Below are 26,089 nucleotides of genomic sequence, written 5' to 3'. Positions count from 1 at the left end.
ATTTGTGTTATCCTCCGATCCGGTACATCCCTCGTGTGGCGGGCATAGAGCCTTGGCCGAAGTGATGTTCCCGGGGTTTTGCCAGAATCGTGTTTTGAATGGCCTGCAAAAGGGCCGCGTCGACCGCGCCGCTGCGCAGCAGAGCACGCAGGTCGGTGCCGGATTCGCTGGCAAGGCACGGACGCAGAAAGCCCTGACTTGTCAGCCGCACCCGGTTGCAGGAAGCGCAGAATTTGCCGTGCACGGCAGCGATCAACCCGATGCTGCCGCGCCAGCCGGGCGCAGAATAATACACCGCCGGCCCATCGCCAAAGGCCGCACCGGTCACCGGCTGCAGCTGCGGCCAGCGGCGGTAAAAGCGCTCCAGCAGTTCCGGGCCGGAAAGGCCGGGCAGCCCGGCACCAAAGCCAATGGGCATCATCTCAATAAAGCGCACCTGCAGCGGATGCTCCTGTGCGAAGGCAGCAAGGCTTTCCAGCTCGCCCTCGTTCACGCCGGGCTGCGGCACACAGTTCAGCTTGACCGGAATGCCGCTGGCAAGGGCCGCCCGGATGCCGTTTTGCACGGCGGCAAGCTCGTCTTTGCCGGTGATGCGCCGGAAGGTCTCCGGGTGCAAGGTGTCAAGGCTGATGTTCACGCTGTCAAGGCCCGCCGCCAGCAGGGCGGGCAGCTTCTGGGCCAGCAGCACGCCGTTGGTGGTAAGGGCAACGCGGCGGATGCCGGGAATGGCTTTCAGGCCCGCCGTCAGTTGTTCCACGCCCTGGCGCACCAGCGGTTCACCGCCGGTGATGCGCACCGTGTCGATGCCGCACTGGGCGAACAGCGCAGCCAGCCGCAGAAATTCCTCATAGGTCAGAATATCTTCGTGGGCCAGCTTTGGCACGCCGTCCGGCATACAGTAGCGGCAGCGCAGGTTGCACAGGTCGGTGACCGAAAGGCGCAGATAGTGGATATTGCGGCCGTATGCATCAAACATAGCCGCCCTCGGCCCGCACATAGTGCCCGCTCTTGCCGCCGGTCTTCTCGACCAAGTGGATCTCGCCCAGCTCCATGCCCTTATCCACGGCCTTGCACATATCGTAGATGGTGAGCAGCGCGGCAGAAACGCCGGTCAGAGCTTCCATTTCCACGCCGGTCACGCCGATGGTCCTGGCGGTGCACACGGCCTCTACGGCCTGCTGTTCGGGCAGAAGGTGAAAATCCACAGTCAGCTTGCTCAGCGGCAGCGGATGGCACAGGGGGATCAGCTCGCTGGTGCGCTTGGCCGCCATGATGCCTGCAATGCGGGCCACGCCCAGCACGTCGCCCTTCTGGGCGGTGCCGTCCCGAACAGCGGCAAAGGCTGCCGCATTCATAGTGATGATGCCGCGGGCCACAGCCTGCCGTGCAGTGACGGGCTTTTCGCTCACATCCACCATCACGGCGCTGCCGGACGCATCAAAATGAGAAAGTTTTGTTTCGCTCATAATTTTTACCTTGATAAAGCTCTCCCCTTTGGGAGAGCTGGCAAAGCCGTAAGGCTTTGACTGAGAGGGTTTCAGCAATGCCCGAAGCCGCAGTTGGGCCAGTGGCATTCGGCGCAGCCTAAGCACAGCCCGCCCTCGCCCAGCCGGGCAATGTCCTCGGCAGTGATGGGGTCGTCGGCCAGCAGGCGCGGCAGCAGCAGGTCAAAAATGGTGCGCTTGGCGTACATCACGCAGCCGGGCAGGCCGCACACCGGCACACCGTCCAGATAGCTCACAAGGAACATGGCACCCGGCAGCACCGGTGCGCCATAGGTGATGATCTCGGCACCGGTGTTCTTGATGGCAAGCGGCGTGCGGTCGTCGGGGTCTACGCTCATGCCACCGGTGGTAAAGATCATCTCGCAGCCTGCGGCCTTTGCTTCCAGAATGGCGGCGGTGATCCCGGCGGGGTCGTCGTCGCAGGTTTTGTGATAGGTCATCTCGCAGCCGTATTCGGCCAGCTTGCCCACCAGAATGGGGGTGAATCTGTCCTCGATGCGTCCCTTGAATACCTCGCTGCCGGTGGTGATGACCGCAAACTTTTTCGGGTGGAAAGGCAGCACGTTCAGGATGGGTTCGCTGCCTGCTGCGGCCTGCATGGCATCCATCTTCTCCTGCTCGATCACCAGCGGGATGATGCGGGTGCCGGCCAGCTTCTGGCCCTTTTTCACGGGCAGGTCGCCGTGGATGGTAGCGATCATCATTTGGGGTGTGCGGTTCACGGCCAGCAGGGCGGCGCGGTCGATCTTCAAAAGACCGTCGCAGTCGGCAACCAGTTCGATCTTGCCTTCCTTCGGCTCAGTGCCGTGGATGTTGCGGCCCGCCGCTGCCTTGTACAAAAGGGCAGCGGCTTCGTCCTCGTGCAGGATGCCGGGGCGCTTCTCCCAGACATAGAGATTCTCTTTGCCAATGGAGAGCAACACGGGGATATCCTCCGGCTGGACGATGTGCCCTTTGCGGAAGCGTGCTCCCTTGAACTGGCCGGGAATGATCTGTGTGATGTCGTGGCAGAGCACCTGCCCGACAGCGTCTTCGGTACGGATGAGTTTCATGCAGAACCTCCGTTACAGGGACGGCATCTGGTTCTCGATCCAGTCTGCCAGAGCAGCAGGATCGTCCAGTGCAAAATCAGCGCCCGGCACATCGCCCACGATGGCCATGGGCTGGAACGCGGTGCCCACCGGGCTGACCGAGCTGCGCACCACCTCGATCTTGGCCCAGCCGCTGTCGCCAAAGCCTTCCAGCAGTACAAGGTCGTAGCCGTGGCGCTCGAACAAAGCCAGCAGGTCCTGCTCGTTCAGGCGGAACTGCTCGGTAAGCAGATAGCGCCCGGCAGTAAACACGGCCACACCCTCGGCACCGGCCTCATGCAGGCGGTCGGTCTCGGCGGGCAGGCGCAGATCGTCAGCCTCGCGGATCACGCCCACCTTCAGCCCGCGGCTCTTGAGCACCGGCAGCAGCGCGGCCAGCAGAGCGGTCTTGCCGCTGCCTGCGGAACCGCTGACAGCCAGCACTGCCGGATGCTTGAAGCTCAGTTCGGCGGCAAGCGCCTGTTTTTGTTCACTGTACAAAAGTATCACCCTCCGTTTTATCCCATCGGCAAAAACTGCCGGTTCACTCCTCAATGCGCACAAAGCGCGGCTGCACTTTGCCGTCCCGCTCCACGGTCTCGCACCACATGGCGGCAGGACGCACCCAAAGCCCGCGTTCCCCGTACAGGGCGCGGTACACCACCATTTCCTCTTCGGTCTCGCTGTGGCGGGCCATGCCCAGCACTTCGTATTCGTTGCCCTTGAAATGCCGGTAGCGGCCCGGCTGCACATGATATTTGAATGCTTCCATGCTATCCTCTTTTACACTGACATGCGGCATTCCGGTACAGAATGCCATATTTATAATCAGTATAGCATATTTCAGCACGGCAAAAAAGTCTTTGGCAGGAAAGATGGAGAAAAAGGCGGCAGGCGGCGGCAAAAGCCGGGAGACAGAGTTGGGTGCTTGAACTGCCGCGCCACAGATGCTATACTGAAACGATAAGGGGATACCCCCCCTGAAAAAGCTCTGAAGATAAAGGAAAAAGCCCTATGAGGATCGGACTTGTTGAATTTCTGCTCATCCTTGCCATTGCGTCGCTCACCATCGGGCCGCAGGTGGCATTGTTCGTGGATCGCTGGATGCGCCGGGCAAACCGCGCCAATGCCCGCGCTGCCCGCCGCCGTGCCGAGTATGCGGCCCAGATGGCGGTGGAGCGGGACGCGCTGCTCAAGCGGTTCCGCACGGCCAGCACGGTGTTTGGCGTGTGCATCCTGCTGGCGCTGGTGTATGCACTGGTGTTCCGGCCCATCGATACGCCGCCACAAGGCTACACCGCGCCGGATGTCCGGCAGGACACCGGTGCAGCACAGACGGCCCTTGCCGCCGATCATAAGGGAACGCTGGATCTGGGCGAATATCAGGGTGTGGACTGCATCCGCACACAGGACGGCCTTGTGTATGCCGCAGCATACGACGGCGCAGCCTTAAAAAAGCGCACGAGCGACCTTGTACGCACCGACGGCGGACACGATGCGGCCATCCTTTCCGTGGACGGTGAGCTGACCGGTTTTGCCTTTGACGGCAGCGGGGACCTGTGGCTGAGCATCCTCACGCCCGGCGGCGGCAGCCTGTGCCGCGCCGCCCACGACAGCTGGGGCACGGCGGTGGAGCAGGTAGTGACCCAGATCGACGGTGCACCGCTGGGGGCTGTCTCAGCGGTGGAAGCCGCGCCGGACGGCAGGATCTACTTTGCGGTTGCTGCCAGTGCCAGTGCCGCGGACGGGCTGGAGAGCACTCTGCGCACCGAACTGCTGGCCCACACCGGCACGGGCTGCGTGTATGTATACGACCCGGCAGCACGTACGGTGCAGAAGGTGCTGGGCGGTGTGGCCGGTGCTTCCGGGCTGGCCCTGAGCCGGGACGGCAGCACGCTGTTCGTGGCTGACCTTGGGAACCGCTGTGTGTGGAGCGCTGCCGCCGATGCCCGCGACCTGACGGCGGGCGGTAAAAACTGCCAGAGCTTTGTTTCCGGCCTGCCGGGGTATCCCGGTGCGCTTGCTATGGATGCAGACGGCACCCTGTACATCGGCTACCGGTGGGCGCGCAGCAGCTGGCTGGAAAAGAACGCCGACAGCACCCTGCTGCGGGGAATTGCCCTGCGTGCAGGCCGGAATCTGCAGGAAAAGCTATTCAGCCTGCCTGCCGATGCGCCCTGCGCGGAAGCTGTGGATACGGCAGACGGCAGCTGGAAGCGGACGGTCTCCAGCAAGGGTGCAGGCGGTGTGACAGCTCTGTGCCCGGTGGAGAGCAGGCTGTATCTCGGCCTTGCAGGCAGCGAAAAGGTGCGCAGTGCAAATCTTTGATTTTTGATAAAAACCGAGGTGTTTTTTATGACAGAAGAATTCAAAAAACAGATCGAGATGCAGGCCCGGCAGGCAGTGACCGAACTGCTGGCCGAAGCAAAGCTGAAAAAGGGCGATGTGTTCGTGGTGGGCTGCTCGTCCAGCGAGATCGTGGGCGGGCACATTGGCAAGGATTCCAGTCTGGAAGCCGCGCAGGCCGTGTACGCGGGCATTGCCCCAGTGCTGGGCGAAAACGGCATCTGGCTGGCCGCGCAGTGCTGTGAGCATCTGAACCGCGCTATTATCATCGAGCGCGAAGCCGCCGAAAAATACGGCTGGGAAGAGGTGTGCGTGGTGCCGCGCCCCCACGCAGGCGGCAGCTGGGCCACTACCTGCTGGAAGAAGTTCCGGGAGCCGGTGGCCGTGGAAGAGATCCGTGCCCATGCAGGCATTGATATCGGCGGCACCCTGATCGGGATGCACCTGAAGCGGGTGGCGGTGCCGGTGCGGCTGAGCCTTTCCAAAATTGGTGAAGCGAACATTCTGTGCGCCCGCACCCGCCCGAAGCTCATCGGCGGCGAACGCGCCAAGTATACCGAGGAGGACTGAGCATCATGGCAGAAAAGAATCTGGAACAGATGCAGGAGGCCGTGGCAGAGATCCGGGAAAAGATGGCAGCCGCGGCCCGTGAAGCAGGCCGCGACCCGGCAGCGGTGCAGCTGTGCGCCGCCTGCAAGACCCGCACGGCGCAGACCGTGGCTGCAAGCGCAGCCCTGCCCATTGATGTGTTCGGTGAGAACCATGTGCAGGAGCTGTGCGCAAACTTTGACGCAGGTGCTTACTGCGGCAAGCCCAGCCACTTTATCGGCCATCTGCAGACGAACAAAATTAAAAAAGTGCTGGGCCGTGCCAGCCTCATCCAAAGCGTGGACAGCGAGCATCTGCTGAACGCCATCGAGAAGGAAGCAGCCAAGGCCGGCATCGTGCAGAACGTGCTGCTGGAGGTGAACATCGGTGGCGAGGAGAGCAAGACCGGCGTGGCACCGGAAGCGCTCTGGCCGCTGCTGGATGCTGCTGCCGCACAGGAGCACATCCGGGTCAAGGGGCTGATGGCCATTCCGCCCGTGAACGACGACGATGCCCGCAACCGCCGCTATCTGGCCGAGGTGTACAAGCTGTTTGTGCAGGCTGGAGAGCGCGGCTATTCCAACGTGTCCATGGAGACCCTCTCCATGGGCATGAGCGGCGACTTTGAAAACGCCATCCGGGAGGGTGCCACCCTTGTGCGCATCGGCACCGCCATCTACGGCGAGCGGGATTACAGTAAAAAAGTGTAAAAATAAAAACGGCCTCGCCCTCTCAGTCGCTTGCGCGACAGCTCCCCCAGAGTGGGAGCCTTTGGCAGTCCACGCAAACTTCATCTCTTTGCCAAGGGCTCTCCCTTTGGGAGAGCTGGCAAATCCGAAGGATTTGACTGAGAGGGCGAGCCCACTGAAAAGTATCTGAAACATCCTGAATCGTAAAGGCCTAAAGAAACCAAAAAACGGAGGAACCATGTCAAAAACCAAAATCAACGACCCCGGGGCGCACCACGCAGGCAGCGGTGCGCTGATCCGGCGTTTTCTGCCCTATCTGGCAAAGTACAAAATGACCCTGTTTCTGGACCTGTTCTGTGCGGCGCTGACCACCCTGTGTGACATCGTGCTGCCCAAGATCATGAGCACTATCACCAACGCCGCCATGGGCGTGGGCATCACTCTGACGGCAGGCATCGTGCTGCGGCTGGCAGCACTCTATTTTGTGCTGCGCATCATCGACGGTGCAGCCAGCTATTACATGTCCAGCATCGGTCATATCATGGGCGTGCACATCGAGACGGATATGCGCCGCGATGCCTTTGACCACCTGCTCAAGCTGGACCACACCTACTACAACAACACCAAGGTAGGCACCATCATGGGCCGCATCACCAACGACCTGTTCGATGTGACCGAGTTTGCCCACCACTGCCCGGAGGAATTTTTCATTGCGGCCATCAAGATCGTGGTGTCCTTTATTATCCTGTGCCGGGCCAGTGTGCCGCTGACGCTGGCGGTGTTCGCCTGCGTGCCGCTGATGGGCGTGGTGTCCGTTTACCTGAACGGACGGCTGCGGGCGCGGTTCCGCCAGCAGCGCGTGCAGATCGGCGAGCTGAACTCCACCATCGAGGACAGCCTGCTGGGGCAGGGTGTCGTGAAGGCCTTTGCCGCCGAGGATGAGGAACGCGAGAAGTTTGCCAAGGGCAACAGGGATTTTGAGCAGATCAAGACCCTCGGCTACTACGCCATGGGTGCCTTCAACACCTCCACCCGCCTGTTCGACGGCCTGATGTATCTGGTGGTCATTCTGGCAGGCGGCCTCTCGCTGGTGTACGGCAGGATCACCGCCGGTGACATGGTGGCCTATATGCTGTACGTCACCACCCTTATTGCCACCATCCGCCGCATCGTGGAGTTTGCCGAGCAGTTCCAGCGCGGCATGACCGGCATCGAGCGCTTTGCCGAGATCATGGACACCCCTGTGACCATCGGCGACGCCCCGGACGCGGTGCCGCTGCAGCCCGGCCCCGGTGACATCCGGTTTGAAAACGTCAGCTTTGAGTACCCGGACGACCACAACAAGGTCCTGCACAACGTCAGTCTGGATATCCGGGCGGGCGAACGGCTGGCGCTGGTCGGCCCTTCGGGCGGCGGCAAGACCACCCTGTGCAACCTCATCCCCCGCTTCTACGAGGTGACCAGCGGCCGCATCCTGATCGATGGGCAGGATATCCGCCATGTCACCCTGAAAAGCCTGCGGCAGGATATCGGCATCGTGCAGCAGGACGTGTATCTGTTCAGCGGCACGGTGGCCCAGAACATCGCCTACGGCAAGCCCGGCGCCACCCGCGAAGAGATCATGGAAGCGGCGCGTCTGGCCGGGGCGGAAAAGTTCATTCTGGCCCTGAAGGATGGCTTTGATACCTATGTGGGTGAGCGCGGTGTCAAGCTCTCCGGCGGACAGAAGCAGCGCATCGCCATTGCGCGGGTGTTCCTGAAGAACCCGCCCATCCTCATTCTGGACGAGGCCACCAGCGCACTGGACAACGAAAGCGAGATCCTGGTGGGCCAGAGCCTTGAAAAGCTGGCCCATGGCCGCACCACCCTGACCATCGCCCACCGCCTGACCACCATCAAGGACTACGACCGCATCCTTGTGCTGGGCGAAGAGGGCATCGTGGAATCCGGCACCCACGACCAGCTGCTGGCAAAGCAGGGCGTCTACTACCGCCTGTGGAACCAGCTGCCGGGGGAAGATACGCTGTAAAAAAGCACGCATACAAAAAAGCTCTGCCGCAAGCACGGCAGAGCTTTTTGCGTACAGAGGGATCATTCGCCCACGATCAGGCGCACAGAACCATAGATACCGGCATCGTTGCCGAGGATGGCGGGCACGATGGGGGTCTCACGGCAGGACTTGAAGGCATAGACCTTGAAGTGCTCCCGCAGCGGGGCAAACAGCACATCACCGGCGCGGGACACGCCGCCGCCGATCATGAACATTTCCGGGTCCACGGTGTTGGCAACATTGGCCAGCGCCATGCCGAGGGTGTCGGTCATCTCGTCCACCTCACGGGCGGCAAGGGCGTCGCCATTGCGGGCGGCATCAAACACGTCCTTGGCGGCAAACTCGGTGCCGCGCAGGGTGCAGGGGGTGTCCGGGTTCTCGTCCAGCAGCTTCTTCATGCAGCGCACAACGCCGGTAGCACTGGAATACTGTTCCAGACATCCGTGCTTGCCGCAGCCGCAGGCGGCGGTCTCGTGGCGGTCCACCGTGATGTGGCCGATCTCACCGCCGGCACCGTGGGTGCCATCGATGACCTTGCCGTTGACGATGACGCCGCCGCCCACACCGGTGCCCAGCGTGACCATGACTGCGCTGCGGCAGCCCTTGGCTGCGCCCATCCAGATCTCGCCCAGAGCGGCCACGTTGGCGTCATTGCCCACAAGGACCCGGATGCCGCCCAGCATGGTGCTCAGCTCTTCGGCTACATTATGCTTGCCCCAGCCGCCGAGGTTTGCGCAGATGATGGGCACGATGCGGCTGTCCAGCACAGGGCCGGGCACGCCCACGCCCACGCCTTCCACCTGAGCGGCGGCAAGACCCTTTTCCTGCATCTTGCCCTGCACGGCAGCGGCCAGATTTTCCAGAATGTGTTCACCGGCGTTGGAGGTGTCGGTGGGAACTTCCCACTTTTCCAGCAGCTCGCCGGTGGTCTTGAACAGGCCGATCTTAGCGGTGGTACCGCCCAGATCGATGCCGAATGCGTATTCCTTCATAGTTCATTTACCCCTTCTGCGGCCCGGGGCCGCATTTTTCATTCATACAGCCAGTATAGCACACCCGCTCCGAAAAGAGCAGTGCCGCTGCGGATTTTCATGCAAACAGACGGAAAACGCAGCGGATATTTGGCACAAATGCCAGTGCTCACCGCACGGTGTTGGTCAGGCTGCCAATGCCGTCGATTTCGCAGCGCACCGTGTCGCCGGGCTTCAGGAACTGCGGCGGGTCCATGCCCATGCCCACGCCTGCCGGGGTGCCGGTGGCAATGATGGTGCCGGCCTTCAGGGTCATGCCCTGAGTCAGCTCGTGGATCACATGGTCGATATCAAAGATCTGCAGGCCGGTGTTGGAGTCCTGCCGCTTTTCGCCGTTGACGAAGCTTCGGATGCCCATTTTGGGCGGGTAGGTGTCGAATTCGTCTGCGGTAACGATGCAGGGGCCGATGGGCGTGAAGCCGTCCAGACTTTTGCCGAAATACCACTGCTTGTGGGCGGTCTGCACATCGCGGGCGGAAACGTCGTTCAGGATGGTGTAGCCGAACACATAGTCTTTTGTCTGCCCGGCGGGCACATCCCTGGCATCTTTGCCCAGAACCACAGCCAGTTCGCATTCGTAGTCCAGCTTCTGCACAAGGTCAGTGTGAGCTTCAATAAAGCCGCCGTCCGGCACAGCGCGGGAAACGCGCTTGGAAAAATAAATGGCATCCTGATGTTTGGTTGCAAAGGCATCGGCAGAGTATTTCTCCGCTTCGTCCGAGTGGGCCATGTAGTTGATGCCAAGGCACACCACATCCTGCGCCGGGCAGGGAATAGGGCTTTGCAGCTGCACGGCATCCACGGGCAGGGCCGGGATGCCCGCAATGGCAAGCTGCAGGCCTGCCCGCACCTGCGGGGTCAGAAAGGGGATGGCATCGGACAAGGTTTCATAGGAAAGGCCCAGCCAGCTCAACGGCCAGATCTGTGTGCCGTCCGGCGAAAGAATGGCCGGATCTTCTACGCCGTCCGGCAGGCGGCAGGTGACAAAACGCATTTCAGTTTCCTCCCTCAGTGGCGGTAGGCGATGGCGTTCTGGATGCGGTCGGCCTCAGCCTGCCCGGCCAGCTGGCGCACCAACTCCAGCGCAAAGGGGATGGCACCGCCCAGACCGTAGCTGGTGGTGATATTGCCGTCCACTACCACTTCGGTATCCAGCACCTCAGCACCGGCCAATTTGTCTTGGAAACCGGCGTGCGCCGTGGCTTTTCTGCCCTCCAGCAGGCCGAGAGATGCCAGCACGCTGGGTGCTGCGCAGATGGCAGCTACCTTTTTGCCGCTCTTTGCAAAGGAAACGCAGGTGTCGGTAACGGTCTTGTTGGCGGCAAGGTTCGGGGTGCCGGGGATGCCGCCGGGCAGCACCACCATGTCCACATCCGAATAATCCACCTCTTCGGCCAGTGCGTCGGCGGTGATATGCACCTTGTGGCTGCTCACGATCTCGCGGCTGCCGGATGCGCTGGCCACGGTCACCTCCACCTTGGCGCGGCGCAGCAGATCGACCACCAGCAGGGCTTCACATTCCTCGGTACCCTCGGCAAAAAATACAACAGCTTTGCTCATAAAAATCAAACCTCCCTGATTTCTGATGAAGACGGCGCATCTGCACCGCATGAGGAAAAACGATAGAAGGACCCCGCTGGCGTGGGGACTTCTGCCTTCCCGGTTGAATGATAAAAGCCGCATACCGCACGGGCGGCACGCGGCATGGTTTGTGTGGAAGTTCAGTTTTGATCGTCGGCAGCTTTTTCCGCTTCCAGCAAGGCGCGTAACACGCTGTCGTTGGCACTCAGCACCCGGCTTACCCGGCTGATGATGGCGCTGGATGCACCGGTCTTATCCATGATCTCGGTGTAGATGCGCTTGTCCACCAGCATTTCGGCAATGTTGTAGCGCTGCTCCATTGCGCTCAGCTCGGAATAGCTGCACACATCCTGTAAAAAACGGTAGCACTGTTCCGGGGTCTTGAGCTGCAAAAATGCCTGATACAGACCGGACTGGCCGGTAGGATGATCTTTTGCCATGTTGTTCTCCTTTTTTGCGGATGCCGCCCACAGGCAGACACTTTATTACACTACACCAGTGTAGTACAAACGGGGAGAAATTTCAATAGCATTTGCGGCTTTTTAGCCCAGCGTGTGCTCAAATACCACTTCGTCCCGGGGGACGGTGCCGTTTTCCTGCTCGGCGGGCTTTAAATTGCGGTAGCGCAGGGCCTTGAAGAACTGCTGCACCGGCAGGGCCTTGGCGTGCACGGTGCACCACACACGGCCCTTGCCCTCGCCGCGGGCCAGCCGCTCGCAGGAGAGCACGATGTCCCGGCCCAGTGCCTTGCCGCGGTATTCGGGCCTGAGGTACAGGTGCATCAGATGCAGGGCGGTGTTCTCCATCTTCCACGCAAAGTAGCCGATGGTCTTGCCGCCCAGAACCACGAGGAAGTAGTTCACATCGTTGTCGATGTCCTCCTCAATGGCATCGGCGCTCTGCAGCTCTTCCACAAGGGTGTCCAGCTGCTTTGCGGGGTAATAGCGCTTGTACACCTCATGCCAGAGTTCACTGGCAAGGTCGGCGGTGGCGTGGATATATTTGGCCTTGGCGACCAGCTTGTAATCAGGCTTCATAGTTCTCCTTACACTTTTACGATATAATCCGGCTTGCGGGGTGCTGCGGGCTTGGGGTCTGCAGCAGGGTAGCCCAGAATGCAGTGGCCGATGCCGACCCAATCGCCCTCGATGCCCCACTGCCGGAGCAGGGCCTTGCCCTCTTCTGTTTCAAACTCTTCCTTTGCGCGGTTGATCCAGCAGCTGCCCAGCCCCAGCGAAGCTGCAGCCAGCATCAGGTTGCCCATGACAAGGCTGCCGTCCTGCACGGCATTTGCGGCGTGAGCATCGGCCAGCACCACCAGAATAGTGGGAGCGCCGTACATGGGGTCGGTGTCCTTGCCCATGACAGCGGCGTTCATGCGGGTGAGCTGGGCGCGAGCGGCAGCGTCCTGCACGACCACGATCTTTGCGCTCTGGCGGCCCATGGCGCTGGCGGCGTAGGTGCCGGCTTCCAGCACGGCATCCAGTTCTTCGTTTGTGATCTGCTCCGGCTTATAGGCACGGCAGCTGCGGCGGTTTTTGATGGTTTCCAAGGTTTCGTTGGTCATAGCAATTCCCTCCCTTAAAACATGTGCCTTTATTGTATCACAACAAAGGCCGGAGTGCAAAGAGAAACCAGCAGGAAACGCTTTTGTTGCACGTAAACGTTATCGTTGCGGGAATCATGTCAAAATGCACAATAAAACGTAAAAAGATTATGGAAAAGCATTCTTGCTGCCAAAGGACAAATACGCTATAATAGGGCTACCAAACTGGAAAGGAGTCGTGCTCTATGGCAAAGGCATCGCAGGCAGTCATTCTGGAAAATGAATTTTATATCATCAAAGCCCCCAATGGAAAGGTACTGGAAGTAAAGAACTTCAACACCGAGAACGGCGCGGCCATCCAGCTGTGGAGCTATGCAGGCCATCCGTGGCAGCAGTGGCAGTTCGTGGATGCAGGCGAGGGCCGCTGGCGCATCTGCAACCGCTTTACCGGCAAGATGATGGATCTGGCCCTTGGCGGTGTGGTGGAGGGCACATGGCTGCACCAGTGGGACCGCACCAGCGGGCTGAGTCAGTGCTGGGCGCTGGAGCCCACCCGCAGCGGGCGCACCCGCATCCGCAATGTGCTGGCGGATAAATACATCGACCTTGTGGGTATGAACACCTCCAACGGCGCACAGGCCCAGATCTGGAACTTTGTGGCCGGCGGCAATCAGGAGTGGACGCTGGAACGCATCGATCCGGACACCGCCCAGAGCGGCCGCCGCGCTGAGGAGGCCAAAGACCCGCAGCCCACGCCCAGCCAGCGCAAGCATCAGAACGACCTTGTGCGCAAGCTGAACAATGCGGGCAAGGGAAGAGCAAGCCGGAAGGGGCAATGATTTTAAATTGCCGCCGCGTTGCTCTGGCATATTCAGAGGAAAAAGTTATTTTTGGTTTGCACCCCCGGCAAAGCCTGCGGGCTTTGCCGGGGGTGTTTTTTCACGGGAGAGGCCGCAGCGAAAAACGGCATTTTCCACAAAAACAAGATCAAAAGGAGAACTCAATGAATCTAGGAGCCTTCATGAACCCGGAATTTCCCATTTTCAGCACCACGCTGTGCTATCTGGAACGGGACGATGCCTACCTGATGCTGCACCGTATCAAAAAGCAGGACGACTACAACCACGACAAATGGATCGGTGTAGGCGGAAAGTTTGAGCGGTTTGAAAGCCCGGAGGACTGCCTGCTGCGGGAAGTGAAGGAGGAGACCGGCCTGACGCTGAAGCGCTTCCGCGCCCGGGGTCTGCTGACCTTTATTTGGGGCAACATGACCGAGTTCATCCACCTGTACACCGCTGATGAATGGACGGGCGAGATGGTGCAGGGCGATGCCTGCAGGGAAGGCGTGCTGGAATGGGTGCCGAAGGATAAGGCGGCTGAACTGCCCATCTGGGAGGGCGACAAAATCTTCTTCCGGCTGCTGAATGAGGAACGGCCTTATTTCTCCCTCAAGCTGGTGTATGAAGGCGACACCCTCACGCAGGCAGTGCTGGACGGAAAACGAATCGTTTGAGCGCTTCCTGTGCAGAGCGTCGTCACGTGTTTAACCGTGAAAAGACAAATCCCGGCAGACCGCAGCCTGCCGGGATTTGCTCTATCAAAAAGCAAAAAGAATTTTCCGCTTAAAAATCAGTTCAGCTTCAGGTCGCCCTCTTTGATCCAGCCCAGCTTGCGCTCGATCTCGCAGAAGATCACGCTCAGCACGGCGGGCAGAACAAAGCACAGCAGCACCATGGCAGCCCAGTCCACCGGGGTGATGGCGGCTTTGGTACCGGCGGCAATGTCGCTGACCCAGCCGGTGTACACGCCGATCTGGCCCACCAGACCGCAGGTGCCCATGCCGGAAGAGACAGCGGCACCGTTCATCTCAAAGTGGAACACACAGGTGGCCAGCGGGCCGGTGATGGCACTGGCCAGTGTGGGCGCGATCCAGATACGGGGGTTCTTGACGATGTTGCCCATCTGCAGCATGCTGGTGCCAAGGCCCTGACTGACCAGACCGCCCACGCCGTTCTCCTTGTAGCTCATCACGGCAAAGCCGATCATCTGGGCGCAGCAGCCTGCCACGGCGGCACCGCCGGCAAGGCCGGTCAGACCCAGCGCGGCGCAGATGGCGGCAGAGGAAATGGGCAGGGTCAGCGCCACGCCCACAATGACGGATACCAGAATGCCCATGACCAGCGGAGCCTGTTCGGTGGCCCACATGATCAGGGTGCCCACCTGACTTGCGGCAGCGCCAATGGGTGCGGCGATCAGCATGGAAAGGCCCACGCCGGAAAAAATGGTCACCAGCGGGGTCACGAGGATGTCCACGCGGGTCTCCTTGCTCACGGCCTTGCCCAGCTCGGAAGCTACGATGGCAATGATGAGCACGGCCAGCGGGCCGCCTGCGCCGCCCAGAGCATTGGCCGAGTAGCCTACGGTGATCAGGCTGAACAGCACCAGCGGCGGGCAGTGCAGTGCCCAGCCAATGGCGCAGGCCATGGCCGGGCCGCTCATGGCCGTGGCATAGCCGCCAAGGTCTACCAGTACGTCAAGGCCGGTCTGCTGGCCCAGCGTCTTGATGATGGTGCCGATCAGCAGGCTGGCAAACAGGCCCTGCGCCATGGCACCCAGCGCTTCAATGAGATAGCGCTGCGGGGTGATGACGATATCCTTGCGTTTTAAGAAATCTTTCACATTTGACATGAGAAACTGCCTTTCTGTTTCAAGATGGTGGATTCAATGCAAAAACTGCATGTCAAGTATAATACCATACACATGTCAAGACAACAAGACAAAATGCTGATTTTGCTGGAAATATCTGCAATTTTTGGCTTTGTGCAATGTTTTTGCGGGCTGAGACGTATCTGTTTTGGAGCATTTTCTGATACCGGGGCGGCAGCTTTTCGGAGCTGCGCTTTGCAGTGTGCGGCAATTGACGGGGGCTTGCCCGCGGGTGTATACTGAAAGAGTATTGAGAAAATGAAACGCTGCCCTTTTTGCGAAGGGCGGCATCCCGATAAAAATGCATGAGGTTTGGAGCACAGCATGAAAAAAACATTCTGGAATAAACTGACTGCCCGCGGCACCCGCAGCAAAACGCGGTGTGCAGCGGCAGTTCTGGCATTGGCAATGACCTTTTCAATGGGCGCACCGCTGGCACTGGCTGCACAGCCGGAAGAAAGTACCGCGGCAGTGACCGAGACTGTTTCTGCACAGCAGGAAACGGCAATGCCCACCCTGCAGACGGAGACCCCGGAGCTTGCTGCACAGGACCCGGAAGCACCGCCTGTACAGGCCACCGAAGCGGAGGAGAACAGCACGAACCAGCACACGCCGGAAAACAGCGTGGTGCTGACACCGGAAGAGATCCGTGCCGCGCTGGATGCAGGTGCCATGGATGCCGCCGAGGCCCAGTGCATCGACCTGAGCGATGAGAACGGATTTTTCAGCTGGCTGCTCAATTTCCTGTTCGGCTGGCTGGGCAAAGACGAGTCCCAGCCGGAGCCGGCCTACTCCGGCTGGCGTACCTCCGGCGGCAAGACCTACTACTACAGCCAGACCACCAACAAGCCGGTGGTGGGCATCCAGTGCATCGACAATAAACTCTATTACTTCAATGCGGACGGTGTGCTGGAAAATGGCAAGACCTTTGGTGTGGATGTTTCCAAGTATCAGAAGAACATCGACTGGAAACAGATCAAAAAGGCAGGCGTGAGCTTTGTGATCGTCCGCATCGGCTACCGCGGCTATGGTGCTTCCGGCACGCTGGTGCTGGACCCCATGTTCGAGGAGCATTTCACCAATGTGAAGAATGCGGGCCTGAAGGTGGGCGTGTATTTCTTCAGTCAGGCTACCACCGAGGAGGAAGCCAAGGAGGAAGCCTTTGCCTGCGCCTACGTACTGAACGGACGCAAGCTGGATTACCCCATCTTCTTTGACACCGAAGCATCCGGCGCTTCCAATGGTTCCGGCCGCGCCGACGGTCTGGGTATGGAGGACCGCACCAAGTGCGCCATCGCCTTCTGTGAGGAGGTCAAGGCACAGGGCTACAAACCCGGTGTGTATGCCTCTACCCTGTGGTACCGCAAGCGTGTCGATCTGAACAGACTGAAAAAATATACCATCTGGAACGCACATTATGGTGTTGCCAGCAGCCCCATCGACTGCGCCCTGTGGCAGGGCACCTGCACGGCACGCCTGCCCGGCTATAAGGGCGATATGGACGTGAACATCAGCTACATCGGATAAGTGAGGAAACTGCAATGGACCGCATTCGCCTGATCGCATCGGACATGGACGCGACCCTTCTGGACGAGTACAGCCAGTTGCCGCCAAAGTTTACCGAGACCATCCGTGCACTGGCCGGGCAGGGCATCTTGTTTGCCGCCGCCAGCGGGCGGCCTCTGTACACACTGGAAACGATGTTCCCCGATCTGCTGGAGGAGATCATTCTCATTGGCGACAACGGCGGCGCTGCCCGCTGGAAGGGAAAAGACCTGTTTGTGTCCGAAATGCCTGCCGATGGCTGGCGGCAGCTGGCCCGCAGCACGAAGCAGGCCGGAGACGTGGGCCTTTTGTGCGGACTGCAGGCGGCCTACGCGGAAAAGCAGGACGAGAAATACGATAAAGTTTTCAAGAATTTTTATACCCGGGTGGAATACGTGGATGACCTGACTGCGGTGGAAGCGGCGGCGGATAAGTTTACCGTCTATCTGCCCAACGACGACTCGCAGAAAGCCTTCGACCGGATCTACGGCGCCTTCCACACCGGAAATGGCGGTGCATTCTCGGTGGCAGTGGCAGGCAGAAACTGGGTGGATGTGATGAACCCAGGTGTGCACAAGGGTGCAGCACTGGCAAAGGTGGGTGCACTGCTGGGCATTCCGGCCGACAGCATGATGGCCTTTGGTGACACCTACAACGATGCCGAGATGCTCACCACCGCGAAGTACGGCTTTTTGATGGAGAACGGCAGCGGACCGCTGCGGGCGCAGGTGCCGTTTCTGGCACCGTCCCACCGGGAATACGGCGTGATGCAGGTGCTGAAACAGGTGCTCCGCCAGAACGGCGAAGTAAGCTCGGAAGATTTTACAAAAGCACATTGATCGATATTGACAAAAGGGCAGGTTTTACCTGCCCTTTTGTCATACACCCCAGCTGTGCTGAATAAATTGTTCTCAGAGCAATAAACAGGCTGGGGAGGCATGGGGATATGTTTGTAGTTACACTGAGCAAAACGAGCCTGAAAAAACTGGGTCTGGGTGCCATGTGCTGCGCACTGGTGGTGGGCAGTGCTCTGCTGGGCCGGTTCATCAGCAACCGCACCGTTGCGGTCTCGGCGGCGGTGAACAAAATTGAGAGTGCACAGGACATCCAGACATGGTTCACCGGCTACGGTCTGGATGTGGACGGCGCATCCATCACGGCAGACAAGGTTAAGATCCCCCGCAAGTGGGATGACAGCTTTTCGGCCTTCAACGGGGTGGTGCAGCAGAGCGGCATGGACCTTGCACGCTACAAGGGCAAGACCGTGGAAAAATGGACGGCGCTGATCCCGGCGGCAAGCAGTGGCGAGACCAGCCGCTACGGCGTGCTGTTGGTGTACCGCAAAAAGGCCGTGGGAGCTTACCTGCTGGAACGGCCCTCCGGCGTTGTGGTGGGCCTGAAAGACATGCAGGCCGCCATGGCGGAAGCTGAGGCAAAGCAGACTTCCGGCGAGGACTACGAGGGCGACTGGGGTGAGCGCCACGACGAAGAGCTGACCGGCAGCGAACCGGCACAGCAGACCTCCGGCGAGGACTACAGCGGCGATTGGGGCGAACGCCATGACGAGGAATTGACCGCCCAGCAGACCTCCGGTGAGCCGGATGCCGTGCCGCAGGCTGTGCCTTATACGGAACTGCCGCTGGATGCCGAGGGATATCCGGTGGAATAAGCACCGGAACGACCTGCCAAAGCCGGAAACGACCGGGAACAGCTTCGGGTTTTGATGCAAAACCAGGTCGCAATTTGCCTAAAATTTGCGCACAAGCAGAAGAAAAAGTGAAATGCGTGCATTTTTGTCACATTTGTATGTTCAATTGTACCAAAATTTTGCATAAAAAATTAGCAATATGAAATGGTGAAAAATTACCGGCAAGGGTTTATAATAGATGTATCAACCGTGCCGCGGCTCGGCCGCGTCTGGTGCAAGTGCAGAAGCGCCGCACGGGATCAAGTAAGGAGAAAATGATTATGAAGGAATTCCAGTATACCGTTAAGGATGCATGCGGCATCCACGCTCGTCCCGCCGGCCTGCTCGTCAAGACCGTCAAGGGCTTTGCCAGCAGCGCTACCCTGGAAAAGGACGGCAAGAGCTGCGATATGCGCAAGCTGATGGCTCTGATGGGCATGGGTGTAAAGCAGGGTGAGACCGTTACCGTCAAGGTTGAGGGCGACGACGAGGAAGCTGCTGCAGCAGCCATCCAGAAGTTCCTGACCGAGAACGTCTGATTCCGCAGTTAAGATGAGGAAGGCCCTCGCGGGTGAGCTGCGGGGGCTTTTTTTGGACTGTCGGACCAGTGCGGCCCCGGCACAGATGAAGAAGGAGTAGTGTGCAATGCAGGTAGGCACCGGTAAGAGCGTCCTGAATGGCATCGCCATCGGCAAGCTCAAGATCTACAAGAAAAAGGATACTGCCATTTCTGCCGCAGAGGTAGCGGATACCGCAGCGGAAGTGGCGCGTTTTGAAGAAGCGCAGCAGAAGGCCATTGAGCAGCAGACTGCGCTGTATGAAAAGGCACTGGCAGAGGCTGGCGAGGACATCGCCGAGGTGTTCAACATCCACGCCATGATGCTGGAAGACGACGACTTTGTGGATGCCATCAAGGAGATCATCAACGGCCAGAAAAAGTGTGCCGAGTACGCCGTCAAGACGGCAGGCAACAATCAGGCTGCGGTGTTCGCCGCCATGGATGACCCGTATCTGCAGGCCCGCAGTGCAGATGTCATCGATATCGCACAGGCCATTCTGGACATCCTGCAGGGGGTGGACAACGCCAGCCTGCAGGGCACCGAGCCCAGCATTCTGGTCGCGGAGGATCTGGCCCCGTCTGAGACCGTCCGCATGGATAAGAGCCTGCTGCTGGGCTTTATCACCCGTGAGGGCAGCTCCAACAGCCACACCGCCATTCTGGCCCGCAGCATGAACATCCCTGCCCTGATCCAGTGCAAGGATATTCAGGACGACTGGGACGGCAAGATGGCGGTCATCGATGGCTACAACGCCTGCGTTTACGTTGAACCCACCCCCGACCTGCTCAAGAGCCTGAAGAAGCGCCAGCAGGAAGATCAGAAGAAGCAGGCCCTGCTGCAGGAGCTGAAGGGCAAGCCCAACACCACGTTGGACGGCAAGACCATCAATGTCTTTGCCAACATCGGCGGCATGAGCGATGTGGGTGCTGTGCAGCAGAACGATGCCGGCGGCGTAGGCCTGTTCCGCACCGAGTTCGTCTATCTGAACTGCAAGGACTTCCCCACCGAGGACTACCAGTTCGAGGCCTACAAGCAGGTGGTGGAGAGTCTGGCTCCCCGCAAGGTGGTCGTCCGTACCTGCGACATCGGTGCCGATAAGACCGTCGATTACATGAAGCTGGATCACGAGGAGAACCCCGCTCTGGGCTACCGCGCCATCCGCATCTGCCTGACCCGCAGGGACTTCTTCAAGACCCAGCTGCGCGCTCTGCTGCGTGCTTCTGCCTACGGCAACATGAGCATCATGTTCCCCATGATCACCAGCCTGCGGGAGCTGCAGGATGCCAAGGCTGTTCTGGAAGAGTGCCGTGCAGAGCTGACCGCCGAGGGCGTGAAGATGGGCCAGAACATCGAGGTAGGCACCATGATCGAGACCCCCGCCGCTGTGCTGATCGCGGACGAGCTGGCTGCCGAGTGCGACTTCTTCTCCATCGGCACCAACGACCTGACCCAGTACACCTGTGCGCTGGACCGCCAGAATGCAAAGCTGGAGCCGTTCTTCAACCCGCACCATCCCGCTGTGCTGCGCGCCATCAAGATGACCATTGAGGCGGGCCACCGCCACGGCATCTGGGTGGGCATCTGCGGTGAGCTGGGTGCCGACACCGCCCTCACCGAGACCTTCCTGCGCATGGGTGTGGACGAGCTGTCCATGAATGCCAAGAGCATCCTGCCGGTGCGCAAGATCATCCGCAGCGTGGACCTGAGCAAGCCTTCTGAGAAGTAATTCATCCGAGAATCCCGGTTTACCGTTCCCATAAAGCTCCCCGGCAGGGCATCCCGCTCTGCCGGGGCTTTTCTATACCGGGCAAAAGTTTTCGGAAAATACTTTAAAACGATAAAGCGAAATGCTATACTATAAGCGATGACAGGGTATGCAGGTGTCCAGCGCTGCCCATGGAGGACCGTTATGACTCAGTTTTTGATTCGTCTTTTCATCCGCCAGCCCGACCATGCGCAGGACCCTAAGGTGCGCGCCGCCTACGGCAACCTTGCCTGCTGGGTGGGCGTGGCATGCAACCTGCTGCTGTGTCTGGGCAAGCTGACCGTGGGCACTCTGTTCGGCTCCATTGCCATCATGGCAGATGCCCTGAACAACCTGTCGGATGCCTCGTCCAACGTGGTCAGTCTGGTGGGCTTCAAGCTGGCCGGCAAGGCCCCGGACGCAGAGCATCCCTTCGGCCATGCCCGGTATGAATATCTGGCGGGGCTGGTAGTCAGCGTGACCATTCTCGGCATCGGCTTTTCGCTGCTGAAGGAATCTGTGGTCAAGGTGCTGCACCCCACCCCGGTGATGTTCAGCTGGCTGACGGTGGCCGTGCTGATCGCATCCATCCTCGTCAAGCTGTGGATGAGCGGCTTCAACCGCACCATCGGGCGTATCATCGGCTCCGAGACCCTCATTGCCACTGCTGCGGACAGCCGCAACGATGTGCTGAGCACCAGCGCGGTGCTCATTGCAGCGGTGCTGTGCCGCGTGACCGGCTGGGATGTGCTGGATGGCCTGATGGGCGTAGGCGTGGCGGCGTTCATCCTGATCTCCGGCTGGGGTCTTGTGATGGATACGCTCAGCCCGCTGCTGGGCGAAAGCCCCAGCGAGGATCTGGTGGACCACATCGAGCAGAAGGTGCTCTCTTATCCCGGCGTGCTGGGAATGCACGATCTGATGGTGCACGACTACGGCCCGGGACACCAGTTCGCCTCCCTGCATGTGGAACTGCCTGCCGAGCAGGACCCGCTGGAGGCACACGACCTGATCGACAACATTGAACGGGATTTTCTAAAGAATGACCGGCTTTTGGTTACCATCCACTACGACCCCATCGTTACCTCGGATGCTGCCGTGGGCGTGCTGCGCGCCCGCCTGACCGAAAAGCTGCGCCAGCTCGACCCGGCCCTTTCGCTGCACGATCTGCGCATCGTGCCGGGCAGGACCCACACCAACGTGCTGTTCGATCTGGTGCTGCCGGCAGGCTATGCAGGGGATAAGGTAGAGCTGCTGGAACAGCTGGAACAGTTCATCAAGGAACAGGATACAGCCTACAGCTGCATCATCAAGGTGGAGCAGAGCTATACGGCTGCCCACAAATAAACTCTCGGGGGAAAGTATTATGCTGAACGAGACTTATCGCGCGATGCTCGGCAATAAGAGCGTCATCCGCGAGACCTTCATGTACGGCAAGCAGCGTGCTGCCGAGATCGGATATGAGAACGTGTTCGATTACTCGCTGGGCAACCCCAGCGTGCCCTGCCCGCAGGAGTTCACTGCCGCTATGCAGGCTCTGCTGGCCAACGAAGAGCCGGTAAATCTGCACGGCTACTGCCCCAGTCAGGGTGACCCGGGCTTCCGCACCGATGTGGCAGCGCACCTGACAAAGACCTTTGGCCTGCCCTATGAGCAGAAGCACATCTTCCCCACCACCGGTGCGGCGGGTGCCATTGCCCATGCCATCCGTGCGGTCACGCAGCCCGGCGACGAGGTGCTCACCTTTGCGCCCTACTTCCCGGAGTACGGCCCCTATGTGGCGGGCACCGGGGCGGTCCTCAAGGTGGTGCCGCCGCAGACACCGACCTTCCAGCCCAATCTGGACGCATTCGAGCAGATGATCGGCGAAAAGACCACCTGTGTGCTCATCAACACCCCCAACAACCCCACCGGCGTGGTCTACTCTGCCGGGACGCTCACCCGCATGGCAGAGATCCTGACCGAAAAGAGCAAGGCGTTCGGCCACAATATCTTCCTCGTCAGCGATGAGCCCTACCGGGATATCGCATTCGACGGCAAAAAGGTGCCCTACCCGGCGGCGTTCTACCCCCACACTCTCACCTGCTTTTCCTACTCCAAGAGCCTGAGCCTGCCCGGCGAGCGTCTTGGCTATGTGGCGGTGCGTCCGGGCTGTGAGGGCGAGGATGTGCTGGTGGACATGATGGCCCAGATCTCCCGCTTCACCGGCCACAACTGCCCGCCCAGCATCATCCAGCGGGCCGTAAGCCGCTGTCAGGATGTGACCAGTGATCTGAGTGTGTATGAGACCAACATGAACCTGCTGTACGATAAGCTCACCGCGCTGGGTTTTGAGGTGGAGCGCCCCGGCGGTACCTTCTACATCTTCCCCAAGGCTCTGGAAGAGGATGCCAACGCTTTCTGCATGAAGGCCCGGGAGTTTGACCTGCTGCTGGTGCCCAGCGACAGCTTCGGTGTCAAGGGCTATGTGCGCCTTGCCTACTGCATCGATACCGAAAAGGTCAAGCGCAGCCTGCCGGCCCTTGAAAAGCTGGCAGCCGCTTACTGCAAATAAACATTCTGCCGAACTGCCCGCGCGGCATCTGGCAGTGCAGCGCGGCTGGAGAAACGATCCAAAGAGAGGAAAGGGAACCCTGCTATGGAAAAGATTAAAATGACCACACCCCTCGTCGAGATGGACGGCGACGAAATGACCCGCATTCTGTGGAAGATGATCAAGGACGAACTGATCCTTCCGTTTGTGGACCTCAAGACCGAATATTACGATCTGGGCCTGCCCAACCGCGACGCTACCGCCGACAAGGTGACCATGGATGCCGCCCTTGCCAACAAGAAGTACGGCGTTTCGGTCAAGTGCGCCACCATCACTCCCAATGCCCAGCGCATGGACGAGTATAAGCTGCATGAGATGTGGAAAAGCCCCAACGGCACCATCCGTGCGGTGCTGGACGGCACTGTGTTCCGCGCACCCATCATGATCGACAGCATCAAGCCGGTGGTCAAGAACTGGAAAAAGCCCATCACCATTGCCCGCCACGCCTACGGCGATGTGTACAAGTGCACTGAGTTCCGCATCCCGGGTGCAGGCAAGGCTGAACTGGTGTTCACCGGTGCCGATGGCTCTGAGCAGCGCGCCACCGTCTTTGACTTTGAGGGCGCTGGCGTTCTGCAGGGCCAGTACAACAAGGATGATTCCATCCGCAGCTTTGCCCGCAGCTGCTTCAACTACGCACTGGATGTGAAGCAGGATCTGTGGTTCGGCGCAAAGGATACCATCTCCAAGAAGTACGACCACACCTTCAAGGATATCTTCCAGGAAGTGTACGATGCCGAGTATAAGGCAAAGTTCGAGGCCGCAGGCATCACCTACTTCTACAGCCTCATTGACGATATCGTTGCCCGCGTCATTCGCAGCGAGGGCGGCTTTGTCTGGGCCTGCAAGAACTACGACGGTGACGTGATGAGCGATATGGTCTCCACCGCCTTTGGCTCTCTGGCCATGATGACCAGCGTGCTGGTCAGCCCGGACGGCAAGTACGAGTTCGAAGCCGCCCACGGCACCGTCACCCGCCATTACTATAAGTATCTGAAGGGCGAAAAAACCTCCACCAACCCCATGGCTACCATCTTTGCGTGGTCTGGCGCGTTCAAGAAGCGCGGTGAACTGGATGGCCTGCCGGAGCTGGTGAAGTTTGGCGAGGCACTGGAAGCCGCCAGCCTGCAGACCCTGAACGACGGCATCATGACGAAAGACCTGTGCGGTCTGGCTGAGGGCATCACTCCCACCGCTGTGGACAGCGAGGGCTTTATCAAGGCCATCCGCACCCGTCTGGAAGCCAAGCTGGCATAATCATCTCTTTGTGACATAAAAAGAAAGACCGGAACTGTAAGTGCGACCTACAGCTCCGGTCTTTTTTGTTAAAATGATGCGAACGAGCCTTGAATGTACCCGACAAAGAATGCAATAAATGTGCTGATAAGAATGCAGCCAAGCCACAAAAGGTCTGCGAGAAGCCGTTTGCCGGTCAACTGCTGGATAGTCTTTGAATAATCCAAAGCAAACCACAGCATGGCAGCAGAAAACAGAATGGAACTCCAATGAAGCCGAAAAGACAGCACCATGCTGAGAAGCACATAATTGATAAGCGTGTAAAAAATACTTCGCAAAAGAAGTTCTGGGAGAGCAGAATACTTCTTTTTCATAAAAGCTCCTTTCTGGATTTATAAATGCAGTGCATCCAATACTTCGTTTACGACCTCCAACGATACCTGGCCCGGTGCACTGGCCTGTCCGGGATTGGCAAAGGTCATGGCGGAGCCAAGGGCTTCGCCGGAAAGGCGGCTCACCGCGCCCAGAGCTCCCATGCTCATGGTAATGATGGGAGTCTCCGGATGCCGGTCGGCCATTTCAGCGGTGGCAGCCAGAAGCTCCAGCACATCGGCACGGCTCTGGGGCATCACAGCCAGTTTGGGCAGATCAGCCCCGGCCTGCTGCATGGCAACCATGCGGCTCACCAGTTCGGCGCGCAGCGGCGTTTTATGGAAGTCGTGGCTGGAACACACCACTGCAGCCCCGGCGGTGTGGGCCTCTTCGATCAGCGCGGGAAGCTCTGCGCCCGCAGTGAAAAATTCAATGTCAATCAGATCGGCGCAGTCGGTGGCAAGAACGGTGCGGATAAAATGAAGATACTCTTCGTGGGCCAGAGCGACTTTGCCGCCCTCGGCCTTTGTGCGGAAGGTGAAAAGAAGCAGCTGATCCTTCAAGACAACGCGAAGCTTTGCGGCACAGTGCACAATGGCCGGATAGTCTTTTGCACCTTTAAAGCAATCGATGCGCCATTCCACACAATCGGCGCGCAATGTGGAAAACTCGGCGGCCTTTTCCAGAACGGCGGTTTCCGTGGGCTCTACAATAGGAATAATAACTTTGGGGCGGCCCTCGCCGATGCAGCAGTCGCGGATGTTGACACAGGACATGGCGCTTCTCCTTTATGTAATAAGTATAGCTACCTTATACAGGATACGGGGATGACTCCATAATACGTTCTGCCCGCCGCCTTGTCAAGAAAAAGGCACGTCCTGTAACGGGTGAAAAACAGGGAGATCCTTTATTCTGCAAAGAAATTGGAAAAAATCTGTCAAAAAGTGTTGACAAGGAGGCGGGGGTGTGGTATTATACTTGAGCGCCAAGCGCTGAGGCAAAAGAATGACTTCCGAAGCCTCAGCAGGAAGCCCTTGAAAAGAACCAATAGACGCTGAAAAGTTTTGCGGTTGCGAAAGCAATGAATCGCCCCAGTGGGGCGTTCAAGCAAACAGAGCGGTCTTGCGACAGCAAGATGGAGGGGGCTCACCCCGACAAGCTCACAGTTTGTTCTGAGAAACTTCTTGGATGTCCAAGTTCAGAAAGTTCAAAAGCTTCTAAAAAATAAGGCTTGACAAAA

28 protein-coding genes are annotated in these 26,089 nt (G+C 59.3%); 14 read left to right on the top strand and 14 right to left on the bottom strand.

Annotation, left to right across the window (positions count from 1 at the left end):
• Positions 1–7: 7 nt before the first annotated feature.
• From moaA to GKG34_RS14010, 5 genes are all read right to left on the bottom strand, one after another.
• Positions 8–976, bottom strand: coding sequence for a GTP 3',8-cyclase MoaA (gene moaA, locus GKG34_RS14030; protein ID WP_154256599.1), 969 nt, complete (start codon positions 974–976; stop codon positions 8–10).
• Complete coding sequence (gene moaC, locus GKG34_RS14025) at positions 969–1,466, bottom strand: cyclic pyranopterin monophosphate synthase MoaC (RefSeq protein ID WP_097774263.1); 498 nt, start codon at positions 1,464–1,466, stop codon at positions 969–971. Before moaC ends, moaA begins: the two co-directional genes overlap by 8 nt.
• Positions 1,467–1,537: 71 nt before the next feature.
• On the bottom strand, positions 1,538–2,557 hold the full coding sequence (locus GKG34_RS14020) for a molybdopterin-binding protein (RefSeq protein ID WP_097781229.1): 1,020 nt from the start codon (positions 2,555–2,557) through the stop codon (positions 1,538–1,540).
• Between the two features lie 12 nt (positions 2,558–2,569).
• Positions 2,570–3,085 (bottom strand): molybdopterin-guanine dinucleotide biosynthesis protein MobB, encoded by a 516-nt coding sequence (locus GKG34_RS14015; protein ID WP_223388288.1) that lies wholly within the window; start codon positions 3,083–3,085, stop codon positions 2,570–2,572.
• 34 nt (positions 3,086–3,119) lie between these two features.
• A complete protein-coding gene (locus GKG34_RS14010) occupies positions 3,120–3,347 on the bottom strand; it encodes a DUF1653 domain-containing protein (protein ID WP_154256597.1) in 228 nt (75 codons plus the stop codon).
• Positions 3,348–3,589: 242 nt separating this feature from the next.
• Between GKG34_RS14010 and GKG34_RS14005 the strand changes: the two genes are divergently transcribed.
• The 4 genes from GKG34_RS14005 (at position 3,590) to GKG34_RS13990 (ending at position 8,227) form a co-directional block, all read left to right on the top strand.
• Entirely contained in the window at positions 3,590–4,903 is a 1,314-nt protein-coding gene (locus tag GKG34_RS14005) for an SMP-30/gluconolactonase/LRE family protein (protein WP_154256595.1), read from the top strand.
• A gap of 27 nt (positions 4,904–4,930) precedes the next feature.
• The gene (locus GKG34_RS14000) at positions 4,931–5,491 is read left to right on the top strand and encodes a TIGR01440 family protein (protein WP_154256593.1); all 561 of its coding nucleotides are present in this window, start codon (positions 4,931–4,933) and stop codon (positions 5,489–5,491) included.
• A 5-nt stretch (positions 5,492–5,496) separates the two neighbouring features.
• Positions 5,497–6,219 (top strand): YggS family pyridoxal phosphate-dependent enzyme, encoded by a 723-nt coding sequence (locus tag GKG34_RS13995; protein WP_005937660.1) that lies wholly within the window; start codon positions 5,497–5,499, stop codon positions 6,217–6,219.
• Between the two features lie 217 nt (positions 6,220–6,436).
• Positions 6,437–8,227: an ABC transporter ATP-binding protein gene (locus GKG34_RS13990; RefSeq protein ID WP_154256591.1), complete on the top strand. Its 1,791-nt coding sequence runs from the start codon at positions 6,437–6,439 to the stop codon at positions 8,225–8,227.
• Between the two features lie 62 nt (positions 8,228–8,289).
• Here GKG34_RS13990 and GKG34_RS13985 read toward each other — a convergent pair whose 3' ends face one another.
• The 6 genes from GKG34_RS13985 to GKG34_RS13960 all read right to left on the bottom strand — a co-directional run bounded on the left by GKG34_RS13985 (position 8,290) and on the right by GKG34_RS13960 (position 12,427).
• On the bottom strand, positions 8,290–9,240 hold the full coding sequence (locus tag GKG34_RS13985; RefSeq protein WP_154256589.1) for an ROK family glucokinase: 951 nt from the start codon (positions 9,238–9,240) through the stop codon (positions 8,290–8,292).
• A gap of 148 nt (positions 9,241–9,388) precedes the next feature.
• Positions 9,389–10,273, bottom strand: coding sequence for a fumarylacetoacetate hydrolase family protein (locus GKG34_RS13980; RefSeq protein ID WP_154256587.1), 885 nt, complete (start codon positions 10,271–10,273; stop codon positions 9,389–9,391).
• Positions 10,274–10,287: 14 nt separating this feature from the next.
• On the bottom strand, positions 10,288–10,839 hold the full coding sequence (locus GKG34_RS13975) for a DJ-1 family glyoxalase III (RefSeq protein WP_097774274.1): 552 nt from the start codon (positions 10,837–10,839) through the stop codon (positions 10,288–10,290).
• Positions 10,840–11,000: 161 nt separating this feature from the next.
• Entirely contained in the window at positions 11,001–11,300 is a 300-nt protein-coding gene (locus GKG34_RS13970) for a YerC/YecD family TrpR-related protein (protein WP_005937644.1), read from the bottom strand.
• A 102-nt stretch (positions 11,301–11,402) separates the two neighbouring features.
• A complete protein-coding gene (locus GKG34_RS13965) occupies positions 11,403–11,897 on the bottom strand; it encodes a GNAT family N-acetyltransferase (RefSeq protein ID WP_097776984.1) in 495 nt (164 codons plus the stop codon).
• Positions 11,898–11,905: 8 nt separating this feature from the next.
• Entirely contained in the window at positions 11,906–12,427 is a 522-nt protein-coding gene (locus tag GKG34_RS13960) for a nitroreductase (protein ID WP_154256585.1), read from the bottom strand.
• Between the two features lie 224 nt (positions 12,428–12,651).
• Here GKG34_RS13960 and GKG34_RS13955 point away from each other — a divergent pair, with 224 nt between their 5' ends.
• Together GKG34_RS13955 and GKG34_RS13950 are read left to right on the top strand one after the other, a co-directional pair.
• The gene (locus GKG34_RS13955) at positions 12,652–13,245 is read left to right on the top strand and encodes an RICIN domain-containing protein (RefSeq protein ID WP_097781238.1); all 594 of its coding nucleotides are present in this window, start codon (positions 12,652–12,654) and stop codon (positions 13,243–13,245) included.
• Between the two features lie 164 nt (positions 13,246–13,409).
• On the top strand, positions 13,410–13,919 hold the full coding sequence (locus tag GKG34_RS13950; RefSeq protein ID WP_044953245.1) for an 8-oxo-dGTP diphosphatase: 510 nt from the start codon (positions 13,410–13,412) through the stop codon (positions 13,917–13,919).
• Between the two features lie 116 nt (positions 13,920–14,035).
• On the opposite strand, the gene GKG34_RS13945 is transcribed toward GKG34_RS13950, so the two are convergent.
• The gene (locus GKG34_RS13945; protein WP_097776987.1) at positions 14,036–15,094 is read right to left on the bottom strand and encodes a PTS sugar transporter subunit IIC; all 1,059 of its coding nucleotides are present in this window, start codon (positions 15,092–15,094) and stop codon (positions 14,036–14,038) included.
• A gap of 342 nt (positions 15,095–15,436) precedes the next feature.
• On the opposite strand from GKG34_RS13945, the gene GKG34_RS13940 reads away from it, so the two are divergent.
• The 8 genes from GKG34_RS13940 to GKG34_RS13905 all read left to right on the top strand — a co-directional run bounded on the left by GKG34_RS13940 (position 15,437) and on the right by GKG34_RS13905 (position 24,498).
• The gene (locus GKG34_RS13940) at positions 15,437–16,639 is read left to right on the top strand and encodes a GH25 family lysozyme (protein ID WP_243139277.1); all 1,203 of its coding nucleotides are present in this window, start codon (positions 15,437–15,439) and stop codon (positions 16,637–16,639) included.
• Between the two features lie 14 nt (positions 16,640–16,653).
• On the top strand, positions 16,654–17,496 hold the full coding sequence (locus GKG34_RS13935; RefSeq protein WP_154256581.1) for an HAD family hydrolase: 843 nt from the start codon (positions 16,654–16,656) through the stop codon (positions 17,494–17,496).
• Positions 17,497–17,603: 107 nt separating this feature from the next.
• Entirely contained in the window at positions 17,604–18,326 is a 723-nt protein-coding gene (locus tag GKG34_RS13930; protein ID WP_005937622.1) for a DUF4830 domain-containing protein, read from the top strand.
• Between the two features lie 293 nt (positions 18,327–18,619).
• Positions 18,620–18,883, top strand: coding sequence for an HPr family phosphocarrier protein (locus GKG34_RS13925; RefSeq protein WP_005937619.1), 264 nt, complete (start codon positions 18,620–18,622; stop codon positions 18,881–18,883).
• A 106-nt stretch (positions 18,884–18,989) separates the two neighbouring features.
• Positions 18,990–20,630, top strand: coding sequence for a phosphoenolpyruvate--protein phosphotransferase (ptsP, locus tag GKG34_RS13920; RefSeq protein WP_005937616.1), 1,641 nt, complete (start codon positions 18,990–18,992; stop codon positions 20,628–20,630).
• 183 nt (positions 20,631–20,813) lie between these two features.
• Entirely contained in the window at positions 20,814–21,995 is a 1,182-nt protein-coding gene (locus GKG34_RS13915) for a cation diffusion facilitator family transporter (protein WP_005937613.1), read from the top strand.
• Between the two features lie 19 nt (positions 21,996–22,014).
• The gene (locus GKG34_RS13910) at positions 22,015–23,202 is read left to right on the top strand and encodes a pyridoxal phosphate-dependent aminotransferase (RefSeq protein ID WP_005937610.1); all 1,188 of its coding nucleotides are present in this window, start codon (positions 22,015–22,017) and stop codon (positions 23,200–23,202) included.
• An 84-nt stretch (positions 23,203–23,286) separates the two neighbouring features.
• The gene (locus GKG34_RS13905; protein ID WP_005937607.1) at positions 23,287–24,498 is read left to right on the top strand and encodes an NADP-dependent isocitrate dehydrogenase; all 1,212 of its coding nucleotides are present in this window, start codon (positions 23,287–23,289) and stop codon (positions 24,496–24,498) included.
• Positions 24,499–24,566: 68 nt separating this feature from the next.
• Here the strand turns inward: GKG34_RS13905 and GKG34_RS13900 are convergent, their stop codons facing one another.
• Positions 24,567–24,851 carry a hypothetical protein gene (locus GKG34_RS13900; RefSeq protein WP_005937604.1) on the bottom strand — a complete coding sequence of 95 codons (285 nt, stop codon included), beginning with the start codon at positions 24,849–24,851 and terminating at the stop codon, positions 24,567–24,569.
• An 18-nt stretch (positions 24,852–24,869) separates the two neighbouring features.
• A complete protein-coding gene (aroD, locus tag GKG34_RS13895; RefSeq protein WP_005937601.1) occupies positions 24,870–25,625 on the bottom strand; it encodes a type I 3-dehydroquinate dehydratase in 756 nt (251 codons plus the stop codon).
• Positions 25,626–26,089 lie beyond the last annotated feature (464 nt).

Origin of the sequence: Faecalibacterium sp. BIOML-A4, from assembly GCF_009679665.1 — a bacterium.
GTDB classification, from domain to species: Bacteria; Bacillota; Clostridia; order Oscillospirales; family Ruminococcaceae; genus Faecalibacterium; species Faecalibacterium taiwanense.
Note: the sequence above shows the minus strand (reverse complement) of the source record. Positions and strands in the feature narration are given on the sequence as shown.